Annotated in this window: 11 protein-coding genes; all 11 read right to left on the bottom strand. The window is 45.4% G+C overall.

What is annotated here, in order from left to right:
* Positions 1-705: vWA domain-containing protein (locus AC1DVJ_RS28495; protein WP_477595837.1), on the bottom strand; the 705-nt coding region annotated here is incomplete at its 3' end.
* Positions 706-1,027: 322 nt separating this feature from the next.
* Entirely contained in the window at positions 1,028-1,801 is a 774-nt protein-coding gene (locus tag AC1DVJ_RS28490) for an MgtC/SapB family protein (protein WP_477595835.1), read from the bottom strand.
* A gap of 26 nt (positions 1,802-1,827) precedes the next feature.
* Entirely contained in the window at positions 1,828-2,829 is a 1,002-nt protein-coding gene (locus AC1DVJ_RS28485) for a CehA/McbA family metallohydrolase (protein WP_477595833.1), read from the bottom strand.
* On the bottom strand, positions 2,826-3,293 hold the full coding sequence (locus AC1DVJ_RS28480; protein WP_477595831.1) for a hypothetical protein: 468 nt from the start codon (positions 3,291-3,293) through the stop codon (positions 2,826-2,828). Before AC1DVJ_RS28480 ends, AC1DVJ_RS28485 begins: the two co-directional genes overlap by 4 nt.
* 47 nt (positions 3,294-3,340) lie before the next feature.
* Positions 3,341-4,273 (bottom strand): aldo/keto reductase, encoded by a 933-nt coding sequence (locus AC1DVJ_RS28475; RefSeq protein ID WP_477595829.1) that lies wholly within the window; start codon positions 4,271-4,273, stop codon positions 3,341-3,343.
* 24 nt (positions 4,274-4,297) lie between these two features.
* Positions 4,298-5,176 (bottom strand): myo-inosose-2 dehydratase, encoded by an 879-nt coding sequence (iolE, locus tag AC1DVJ_RS28470; RefSeq protein ID WP_477595827.1) that lies wholly within the window; start codon positions 5,174-5,176, stop codon positions 4,298-4,300.
* Positions 5,177-5,197: 21 nt separating this feature from the next.
* Complete coding sequence (locus tag AC1DVJ_RS28465) at positions 5,198-7,867, bottom strand: DUF5054 domain-containing protein (RefSeq protein ID WP_477595825.1); 2,670 nt, start codon at positions 7,865-7,867, stop codon at positions 5,198-5,200.
* A 51-nt stretch (positions 7,868-7,918) separates the two neighbouring features.
* Complete coding sequence (locus AC1DVJ_RS28460; protein ID WP_477595823.1) at positions 7,919-9,202, bottom strand: CehA/McbA family metallohydrolase; 1,284 nt, start codon at positions 9,200-9,202, stop codon at positions 7,919-7,921.
* Positions 9,203-9,229: 27 nt separating this feature from the next.
* A complete protein-coding gene (locus tag AC1DVJ_RS28455) occupies positions 9,230-10,024 on the bottom strand; it encodes an endonuclease/exonuclease/phosphatase family protein (RefSeq protein ID WP_477595821.1) in 795 nt (264 codons plus the stop codon).
* 22 nt (positions 10,025-10,046) lie between these two features.
* The gene (locus AC1DVJ_RS28450) at positions 10,047-10,934 is read right to left on the bottom strand and encodes a carbohydrate ABC transporter permease (RefSeq protein ID WP_477595819.1); all 888 of its coding nucleotides are present in this window, start codon (positions 10,932-10,934) and stop codon (positions 10,047-10,049) included.
* Positions 10,935-10,952: 18 nt separating this feature from the next.
* A partial coding sequence (locus AC1DVJ_RS28445) for an ABC transporter permease subunit (protein ID WP_477595817.1) occupies positions 10,953-11,519 on the bottom strand: 567 nt, incomplete at its 5' end.

Genomic DNA, 11,519 nt, shown 5'->3' with positions numbered 1-11,519 from the left:
CATCATAAATGGCGTTAGATTGCTGGATCCTTCGTAGAGCAGCCTCGAGAATTGGTCAGGCAGCCCATCCGCGGTTTCCGGGAAACTCACACTAAGCACATTCGGTCTGCTGGAAATATGTAAGTTGAATAGAAAGACGTTCCCATCGTCCGTAGCCAGCGCTCTTATTTGTTCCATGGCAGAAGTCGGGTCTCCATCGGTGGATTCTCCATCTGTAATATGGATAACCACTGGCGGAAAACAATGAGGATACTCGCTGATCCATTGACTCAGAATGGTATAGGCGGTATTCATCGCCTGACACATGGGTGTCCCGCCGTTCGAGACTGGATCAAACCAGATTGGAAACTTTACAATTTGATCAACAATACCGCCAGCACCGTCGGGAACTTTCTTCAGACGCTTTTCCAGCCTTGACGGATTATCCGCGATTTCACTAATCGGTACCAATTCTTTTCCGGCAAGTACGCCACCGAAGGCCGGCCCAACACTGGCGCCATAGCCGATCACACCAACGTGGAAGTAATCGCGTATCCCCTCCGACTTCGCACACTTTATAATGAGATTCTGCAATAACCGATTGATTGCATCCGATACACTATCGGCTTTGGTGCTAGCTCCGAAAGGGTCGGACATGGAACCGGACTGATCAATAATAAACAGAAAAGTAGACGGATTGGAGCGGCTGATTTCTGCTGAGTACATAGTTTTCCTCCTTAATCATGTACATTAGTTAATCATATTCCGGTGGGAATGAAGATTTGTGCTTTTATAGAAAAAAATTTGGGCAGGATTGGAAAAGCTAAATAACGAAAGATGTATGGACTCTAAAATCATCAGCCAGATAAGGATGCGAAGTAGAGGCTTTTAATACGGGTCAATAAATATAAAAGAACCTTTCCAATATCGAAATAGTGGGAGGTTCTTTTATGGCTAGCTATTTACCCAGTCTGCCCAGTATACTGTCCGTTAGCGGAGAGGTATATCAATATCCCCAAATAGCAATGGATCCGGATGGCTTTAGGATTTATGATTTTGATAAGATCACCCTGTTTATCGATTGTTTGTTCTGAACTCCTTCCAACCACGGAGAATCGGATGACAGCACAAATTCTGAGCGATGAATTTCATCTAATGCGGCTAACAGCTTCCCTTTTTCCGGTGCTTTCATTGTGAAACAAAGCTGCATGGTTGGCTTCGCGAGACTATTTTCAGACATTTCAATATCAGGTATCATTTTCATCTTCATAATTTGAATGCCTTGTTCCCCTAAAGCAGATGCGATCGAGCCTAGTACGCCTGGATGATCCAGCACCTTAACGGTAAGCTCATGAACACGCCGGTTTCTAAGTAAATGTTTCTCCCATTTGTTCAAGAGCAGCAAACTGACTAAAGCCAAGAAGGTACACAATACAGCCACAAAGTAAAACCCTGCTCCTACGCAAAGTCCAACGGCAGCAACAACCCAAACAGAGGCAGCTGTTGTCAGTCCACTGATGACGGAACCGTTCCGTAAGATGGCTCCTGCTCCAAGAAAGCCGATACCACTGATTACTTGCGCCGCTAATCTAGCCGGATCAGCTCGGACATTCGCTTCAGTGACAAATTCGGAGAACCCATAGATGGAAAGGAGCATGATTGTGGCAGAACCTAAACATACCAGGATATGTGTTCGAAACCCTGCAGCATGGTTGCTCCATTCTCGCTCCAGCCCAATGAATCCACCAAGTAAAGTTGCGACTAACATCCGGATCATAAGATCTAGGTGAGATATATACCAAACGCTGGCAACATTACTCATTGCTCAACCCTTCTTTCCTCCATCATTCATTCCACATAAATAGGATTAGTAAATCCGATCATGGTATGGACATTATGAAACGTCCCGAACAGCTCGGCCCGAATCCAAGTAACATCTTCCAAATCTGGTGAGATCACTTTTTCTGTGTTCTCTTTCGTCAGTTCACACACCGCTATTTCACCTTTGTTGCTGTTCAGTCGCATAATAATTGAGGATTCGACCGGCTCCCAGTGATTTTCCCTCGCTGTTAAATCAACCCCGAGCACGATCTCGAGTTGATTTGACGGCTTCAGCTCTCTATTAAGCGTTCCTCCGATACCAGCAAGAAGCTCGCMATCCGTTCCACGAATGGATAACTTCGGAAGCGGACCCATAGAGACACACACCGCCCCACTTCGTAAGGCGTTTAATACTCCGGATTCAACCGTCCCCTCATCTTCAGCTATCTTAAGATATGTGGCACAGACAGGTTCTTTCACTGGATCTTTGATATGCCAATCCCTTCCGCTAGTAGCAGAGATCCGAAGGCCCTTATTAAGAAGGTCGGTCCAAAATGCGAAAGCCCGAATATTATTCTTTTGGATAGAAGGGAATAGACCTGACCAGACTTCAATGTAATCCACTTCACGCCAATCAGAAACCTCAAATTCCCAAAAACATCCCGTGYACATAGGGCTGCCGACTCGAAATGGATGAGCGATCCCTACTACGCCTCCTTGGCGATGAACGCCTTCGATTCCTCGCTTAATATGAAAGGGACTTAAATTCCGCCAATCCACATAGTCGCGAATTCCCAACGTAACCATATGACCAAAAAATGTAGTCCATTCCAGCCCTGGTATAATTTCAATATCGATTTTCTCCTGAACTTGCTCTCTGCCAGTGAGTCCCGTCATCGTATTGTGATCAGTTAATGCGAAGCCCGTAAGACCGAGTGCCTTAGCGGCTTCTGCGAGTTCCAGCAGCGATTGTTTCCCATCACTGTGAAATGTATGGGTGTGTAGTTCATATGGGAACCAGCTTGTCATGCGTGTCGCCCGCCTTCCGCTATACACAATCTGTAACGGACTTGCTCCGATACGACGCAGTGAATACTTATAGTCACACGTAGCTGTCCCCTTGGGATCAGCCCTGGAATCAATCCTGGAGATGCTTCTTCGCTAGCAATCTTCAAGTGTTGAACTGGATCGTGCCGATGGCCTGCCCCGCGAAATCCATTCTCATCGTCGAAGGACAGGCTAAGCAAATTTTGCAAAGGCAAGTACGATCTCCAGTTATTCTGGCTTGCTTCTAAGTGTTCCGGCAATAAGTATCGTTGAAGTCCTTGATCTATCAGTTCTTTCGCTTTATCTTCATCTGCCAACGTCTTAGGATCATAAGCGAAATCGATATGCAATTCATCCACATCATTATGAAGATGCAGCGTATAAGTGATGTGGCTTTTAGAACAGCTTGGAGTTACGATTCCTTCTGCTGAAATGAGTGTTTTCATTGTTCTCTCCTACTCCAATGAATTCAAGTTTAATTTCCACTACTCACTTACTTGTTGCCGCTTTCCAGCCAGTGTACTTCCTGTTCGGTTAACTCGATTTCTGCTGCTGTCCGATTCGCATGCAGTTCCTCTAACGAATGGGCAGCTACGATCGCACAAGTCGGAAAGGATTGATTATTCACATAGGCTAATGAAATCTGAGCCAATGTTACCCCTTTGTCTTCTGCCAATTGTTTGGCGCGATCTAGCCGTTGCCAATTCAGCTCGTTATAGTACACGCGAACTATTTCTTCGTTATAGAGGTTGTCTGGTGTAAAACGGCCAGTCAGAAAGCCAGCAGCTAATGTAGACCATGAAAATAACGGGATACCTGTCTGCTGATGCCAGTCACATGTGGCTTCATCTGCAGATACACATCCTGGCCACCTAGGAATGTTTGGCTTAGCTAAGCTTAAATTCGTACTGCTGAAGGAAAAGCCTATAAGACCGTTCTTCGCAGCATAATCATTAGCCTGTTGAATCCGCTGGTGCGTCCAGTTCGAGGCACCGATCGCACGGATTTTTCCGGAAGCCATATGCTCATTCAGTATATCAATGACTGGCTCGACAGATACCTCAGGATCGTCGCGATGCAGCGCATATAAATCGACATATTCGGTTTGCAGCCTATGCAGACTTTCAGTAAGGTCACTTGTAATGGCTTGCGGGTTCACTCGGGGTCCCTTCTCGTCATGATGCGCACCCTTTGTGAGGATATGAATACGATCGCGATTGCCCCTAGCCTTCATCCAAATGCCGAGTGCTTTCTCGCTTTCTCCAGCCCTATAACCGTGTGCGGTGTCCACGGTGTTGCCACCTACCTCAACATAGTTATCAAGCAACATGTTAACTTGACTTTGTATGGAAGGTTGAAAAAAGTCAGAACCTAGAACCATTTGTGAGCATATGAACGGTAACCCGTTAATAGCTATTTGTTTCATTGAGATGTGCTCCTTTGTGCCTGCTTATTCGGTTATAGACTTCAAATATTCACGGGCTTTCTCAGCGTATTGAACCGGATTCGCGATTTCTGGATTCTGTTCAGCTTCGATAATGATCCAACCTTCGTAACCGCGGCTCTTAAGCTCTTCAAAAATAGGATTATAATCAATACAACCATCCCCGGGGACTGTAAACACGCCTCTTCGCACTCCCTCACGGAAGCGGAAGCCGTCCTTAAGATGCTGTTCCAGCACGCCTTTGCGGACATCCTTCAAATGGATATAAGCAATACGATCATAATGCTTTTGCAAAATAGAAAACGGATCACTTCCGCCATAATAAGCGTGCCCCGTATCGTACAACAGGTGAACAAGCTCTGGGTCCGTCATTTCCATCAAACGCGCGATCTCTTCACCGGTCTCCACGACGGTTTCCCCATGGAAATGGTAGACTAGCTTCATGCCAAGATCTTTGCAGTACTGCCCTGCCTTATGCAAGCCATCTACCATATGTCCCCACTGAGCTTCCGTAAGCGGTTCGACGCGGACAGTGTTCTTTCTTAGATCCTCGTATGTGTTACTGGATTCACAAGTTACAATATGGCGGCAACCCATCGCTTTCAGAAAGTCTGCATGGGCGCGAAATGCTTTCATTTCTTCTTCATGTCGAGACGGATCACTGAAATGAACAGACTTCCATTGGGAAGTGAGAACCATGTTTTTGCTTCCCAAAAGCTGTTTGAGCGTTTCCACATCACGTGGAAACTTTCGACAAAATTCCGTACCTTCGAAGCCGAGGCCCGCCATATCGGTAAGCACTTGCTCTGTTGTATAGTGGTTGCCATATTCCTTAATGTCTTCATTTACCCAATTGATGGCGGAAATACCATATTGCACATTCATCTAAATAACCTCCTACGCGTACTAACAGATTCGAATCGTGTGTACCTCGAATGGCTTGGTATGAAGAATCACTTGCTTATATCCATCAGTCTTACTTGCTTCCGTAAGTGAAAGCTCACCTTGCGTGTATTCCAGCAAATCGGTCTGGAACACTCGGGAGATCCACGCCGGAAGACTGATGGCAAGATCCCTCTCAGAACCTGTCCATTCACGCAATCTCAAGATGAAGCCTTCGCCGTCTTCGGCAGTCTTGAAGCAAGTAACAGCTGCACCATCTAAACCTTGGGGCAGTAGATCCATCGTCAGCGGCTCATTTGATACTTTACTTGCCGTGACGTTTATAGYCGCCGCAGAACTTAATGTCTGTTCTGCCTGTTTCCACATCTCTGCTTCCGACCAACTGCCAGCGTGGGGAATAAGCCGGTAACGGTAGCGTAAATCACCACCGGTCCATTGCGGGAAATTCGTACCCCACATATTATTAAAGAGATTKAAGTGAATTTCAGGCTTTTCTGGCTTATATTGATGCTCAAAGTCCCACATGCCGTTTTTCCCAATATAGAAAAGTGGTGAATCGAGAGGAATAATGCTCATGCCAGCTTCACTCTTGCCATCTGTCACATCGACGAAGTATTCACAACAGTTAAGCAAAGTGCTGGTAGACGGCACCAGATCACATAATGGATCGATAACCGTACCCATCTTGTTTATCCGATACTGAGCTTGATCCAATTTGAGAGGAAACACAAAACTTCCTGATTCGGCCTTAGGTGTCTCTTCCTTGTCGTTCAAAAGCAATTCTATATCCAAATAAGGAGAGTCTTCTTCCAAGCTAACGGACCAACCGATCTTGCGCGCGTTGCCATAAGAACGCAGTGACTCCTGATCTCCATGAGCAAAGCATTGAATTCGAAGAGTACTTCCCTCTTGTACGAAACGCAATTCGGGATCTTCCGTCGTAAATGATACCCTTTTTTGTTGCTCTGGATATCCGGTTTTTCCAAAATCATGTACGCCCCAGTCGTAAAAGCGGTAAGCATATTTTTTGATAAACGCCGTAATATCGCTACTGGAGTAGACGTTATACTCATATTGACCGAAACTGTATTCCGAATCGATGTTAACGAATTCCCTCTGCAACCGTTTATCCCAAATACTTTGAATCCATCCAGTCTTTCTGGAAACCTTGATGAGTAGATATGGATTTTCTATAATTGCTTCCGCTTCTGTCATATATCCACGAAGAGGCCCATGGGCTGCTTCATTCTTGGACTCCGACATCGCAACGGATGTTGCTGCGACTTCTTTTGCGCTAGCTGTTATTACCAATGTTTTATATCCAAGTGCGGGGAGCCCATTAACATCCGCCCACACGCCAATTTCGTCCTTATAAAGCTTCACAGGTTGCCCCGTCTCAATGTCGATCAGCGTTTCGTGAGCATCAGGCTGTTGAGCCTTCGGCAGCAATACCCGCGCATCTCTTTTCCAGCCCAAATAGTTGTAAACCCGATACGCAGCAGGCTTTCCTGTGTCGCCTACTAACTCTGTCGCCGCGCCAAGTGCCGATTCCGCAATGTTCAGATAGTCACGTTGTTCCTGCCAGGAATGCTCCATCTTCTTGTAACGTTCGCTTTCCTTATCTTGCAAAAACTCATGCTTTTCATATCGTCTTGGGAAAAGAAACGTTTTACAGTCCATCCCCCAGGTATGTTCGCCGAAGTGCAACGTATATTCATAGCTCTTGTCGATTTGCTTCTTAGCCTCGGAAACATCGATTGTGACGTCTCCATTCAGCTTTACGAATGCCAAAGCGCTTTCTGTAGCAGTAATCCGGCTTCTCAGCTCCCTAACTCGTGAAACTTCACGTGGAGCTGTGCCAACACCGTGAATCCAAGAATCGGCCAAATCGCCGCGGATGACTGGCAGATCAGGATTCCTCGCTAGGAAATCCTCTGCGAAATCTGTTAGACTGCCAATATGAAGCTCGGCATTAAGACCGCTCTCCTCTATGGATTGCTTCATCTCTTGTACGTAAGCAGGATCGTGAGGACCATGATTATCGCTTGTTTGAATCATCGCCAACCAAACAGGATGTTCCCATTCCTCTGGGGGAAGTATGCCTGTTCCATATGATCCTTTCGAATAAATCGTTAATAACCGCTCGCCATCCGGGCCTTCCCAGAAAAATACAGGTGGTACATCTGGTGGTGTGGAAGCTGGGTTACAGCCAAGATGCAAGATTTTCACGCCTGCCTTAGCAAGTAAAGATGGAACGGACCAAGTGTGACCAGGTACGTCCGTCATCTTGGCATCTTTTGGCATGTAGCCATATTGCTCAGATAAGCGCCTAGACACGTACATCCCACGAATCCATTCCTCTAAACCGCAAAATTCCGTATGTGTTGTATAAGGAAGCATATGCCAAATCAATTGACGGTTCTCCAAAAACGATAGTGCCTTCTCACGATCCATATGCGAACTGCCTTCCAATGACTGCTCAAGCGGCCATGCAGACATCGTCCAAACGTATTTTTCGTGCTCCGGATTTGATGTTGTCTTCTCACAAATATCGATAACATCTTTCAACATCTCTGTCCGATACCTCTGTACAACATCAGATACCCAACCGGTAAAACCGATGTCAAAGTGTGTTTTGAACACAACATAAATTTTTTCAAGCTTTTTCTCCATCGTCTTAACTCCTTTATCCGATTTACGTATGTCTATGTGTTAACACTTATTTTACTTGTCAAAATAGATCGGATTCGTTAACGCAGCCATCAGCGTCATGTTGACTTCTTCAATATGCCGCCAAATTTCGGCACGTACAAACATTATTCCCTGCGCGTCAACTTGGATGTCGAGATCGCCATCCGTTGACACTTCGATTTCCTTTTCTAATCCTAGATTGCTGATCAGTTTCACTTTATCTCCAACCTTCAAATCCGCGGCATGTAGAGAAACTTGTCCGCACCGATTGACTGACGGAACAACGTCTCCAACCATATAAGGTCCCACGGTCAGCTGGACATAAGGACCGTCTGGAGAATAAGTTATGAAAACATGCCCCAGGTCAATGGCACTCAAGATGCCATCTGCGGTTTTCTCATCTGCATACACCCACGTACATGGCATTGCATGCTTGACATACGGGTCCGGTCGATGGGTATCGCTGCCGCCAATAGCGACAAGTCTTCGGCCAGCGACGAGTTGACTATGCCACCAATTCAGTGCCCGAACATTTCGCTCCGTAAAGGGCCCATTCCACACCTCAACCCAATCGTGATCGACATTGAAATCCCATTCCCATGGACAATATTCGCAGTGCGGATGATTAATCACGATTTTCGCTCCATTGGCGCGGGCTTCTGCGATCCTGGCATTGACGTCTTCCTGATCTTTTACCCGAAAATCAAGGATCGGATCGATGACGCCCAAAAAATTACTATGTCCGAAATTCGTTGTAAATTCCATCCCTGGAATCATGACAACACTTCCATTGCGCGGGAAAGTCAGGTTTTGGCTGACTGCGTTGTGATCGGTCATGGCGATAAAATCGCAACCGAGTTCCTCCATGATTGCCGCGTTTTCCTCGAGTGTAAAGGTGCCGTCACTGTTCACACTGTGTGTGTGTAGATCGCCCTTCAACCAGCGAGGTGTCTTATACAAGAACTCGATTGTCACGTGAACAGAGCATCCTTCACTTGGTACTTTGTAAATGTTATGCAAAACGGCCCATTCCCCTGGTGTCAACTTGCCCGACAAATAGCCAGGCGTCGCTGTTTCCAGTCCAAGTCGAAATTCTTTGCGCGCTCCTCCACTCCAGCCTCTCACTCTGCCGGTGTCCCTCAGGCCTAAGTCAATCACCGCTCTTTGTTCACCATGAGATTCAACTCTGTAAGATACAACAAGCTCCTCAACCTGCTCGGGCATTTCAAAAGGTACTTCGATATAAGCGCTTTGCTCTGAATGAGCAATTTCACGCGTAATTGTCGATATTGAACGTTTTCGCTCCAAATGTTTCATCTGTTGTTCTCCTTGATTTGCTCCGTTTTAGGATAATCGTAAAGATGCAATTACCGGATAATGATCCGAAGGGTAGCCCCCATCAACCTGCCTTCTATCGACGATCGTTTCTAGCAGTTCCACCTCGGGTGATACGAAAATATAATCAATTGGCGACTCGTCATCACCGCCATTAAAGTCGTGCGCAGTTCGGCCTACATTTCCTTCTAAAGCGGTGTATGCGTCTTTCAACCAACCATTCGGACCTTCGCCATTCAACTCTCCTCGTAAATACAGGATCGTAGGATCGCTTGGATGACTGTTCATGTCTCCTATTACAATTAGAGGTACTGCATCATCGGACTTATACGAGCAGATATAATCCCAAATGACCTTAATACCATTTCTTCTTGCTGCCTCGCTGCGATGATCCAAATGCGTATTGTACACGACAAATGCTTTTCCGCTGTTGATATCCCTGAATTGGACCCACGTGCACATTCTAGGGAACATGCTGTCCCAGCATTTCGATGCTGGAATTTCTGGCGTATCGGACAACCAGAAATGTCCTTCTTCCAAAACTTCAAGTTGATCTCGCTTATAAAAAATAGCACAGTGCTCATCCTCATGTTCGCCAAACCGACCCAAGCCTACCCAATTGTACGCTGGCAGCTCCTCGTGAAGGTCGGTCAACATGTCATAATAACCTTCCTGTGTGCCAAAGAGAATAGGATCGTGCTCTTGGATTGTTCGGGAAACTCGCCTAATGCGATAGGGCCAAGCATTATCCCCATCCTTCGGCTCGTTGTAACGTAAATTGAAAGACATGACTTTCCATTCCATAGAAGTACACCTCTTTTGTTATCTATTCTTTGACAGAACCAAGCATGATGCCATGTATAAAATACTTTTGCAGGAACGGATAAATGATAAGGATCGGTACCATAGAGACTACGATTTTGGCAGCGTTAAGCGTCTTATCCGATACTTTCATTAGTAATTCAAGCTTTGACGAATCAAGTTCCAACATGGCGTTTTGGCTAACAACAAGCTGTTGAATATAGGTTTGAAGCGGGTAATATTCCGCACTGCGCATAAAAATCAACCCGTCAAAAAACGCATTCCAATGACCAACTATACTGAATAAAGTCACAGTCGCCATCGCTGGCAACGAAAGCGGCAGATAGACTCTGATCATCATATACCAAGGACCCGCACCATCCATATAACCTGCTTCGCTCAACTCTTTCGGCAGATTTCGGAAGAAGTTCATCAACAAAATAACGTTAAAAACGGGTACCGCACCCGGCAGAACAAGAGCCCAGATGGTATTAAACATGCCTAACGCCTTGATGGTCAAATATAACGGGATGATCCCACCAGTAAACAACATCGTAAATAGCATGAACCACATGTACACGACCCTGTGTGGAAATTCTTTGCTGCTTCTTGACAAGGGGTAAGCCATCATAACGGTCAATACGAAGTTAATTCCACCGCCCAGTAATACCCTTTTAATAGAAACTAAAAATGCATTGAAAAAATGAGGTTCTTCCAAAATCTTGCGATAGGATTCTAATGAGAAGCCAACAGGCCAAAACTTAACGAGGCCCCCTGCCGCTGCAGCATTATCACTAAACGAAACAGAGAATATGTGCACAACAGGCGCAAGGGAAAGAAATGAGATGAGTAGCATGACCAAGATGAGAACTGCTTCGGTTACTTGAGCCGATATCGTTTTATTACGTACCACGGATATTCACCTACTTCATTAGAAAATTCTGTAATTTGCAAATCGATAAGCAATTTTGTATGAGATGATGATGAGTATAAATCCGATCATCGATTTCAATAGACTAACGGCCGTAGCTAAGCCATATTGAGCTTGCACAAGACCAACCCTATAAACATACGTATCGATAATATCGCCAGATTTGTAGACAAGCGGATTATACAAGTTGAAAATTTGATCAAACCCTGCATTCAAGATATTTCCTATRCTCAACGTAGCCAATAAAACAACTGTTGGAACCAAGCTCGGCAATGTTATATACCATAACTGCTTCAATCGGTTAGCTCCGTCCATTTCTGCTGCTTCATAAAGCGAAGGATTAATGCCGGCTAATGCAGCTAAATAAATGATGGCAGCAAATCCAAATTCCTTCCAAATGTCTGTACTAACAACAATGGCAGGAAACAAACTGTTTTTTGCCAAAAACATAATCGGTTCGAAACCCAACATTTTCAACGCACTGTTGATAATGCCATCCAATGACAGCATATCCATCACAACGCCAGCCAATATGACCCAAGAAATAAAATGAGGCAGGTACACAAC

Source organism: Paenibacillus sp. P4_A9, from assembly GCF_056402415.1.
The sequence above is the reverse complement of the archived record's forward strand: the minus strand, read 5'-3'. Positions and strand labels throughout refer to the sequence as shown.

Bases quoted from the DNA above. Each gene is read 5' to 3' on its own strand.
- AC1DVJ_RS28490 (WP_477595835.1), bottom strand. From the start codon at position 1,801: ATGAGTAATGTTGCCAGCGTTTGGTATATATCTCACCTAGATCTTATG.
- AC1DVJ_RS28480 (WP_477595831.1), bottom strand. From the start codon at position 3,293: ATGAAAACACTCATTTCAGCAGAAGGAATCGTAACTCCAAGCTGTTCT.
- AC1DVJ_RS28475 (WP_477595829.1), bottom strand. From the start codon at position 4,273: ATGAAACAAATAGCTATTAACGGGTTACCGTTCATATGCTCACAAATG.
- iolE (WP_477595827.1), bottom strand. From the start codon at position 5,176: ATGAATGTGCAATATGGTATTTCCGCCATCAATTGGGTAAATGAAGAC.
- AC1DVJ_RS28460 (WP_477595823.1), bottom strand. From the start codon at position 9,202: ATGAAACATTTGGAGCGAAAACGTTCAATATCGACAATTACGCGTGAA.
- AC1DVJ_RS28455 (WP_477595821.1), bottom strand. From the start codon at position 10,024: ATGGAATGGAAAGTCATGTCTTTCAATTTACGTTACAACGAGCCGAAG.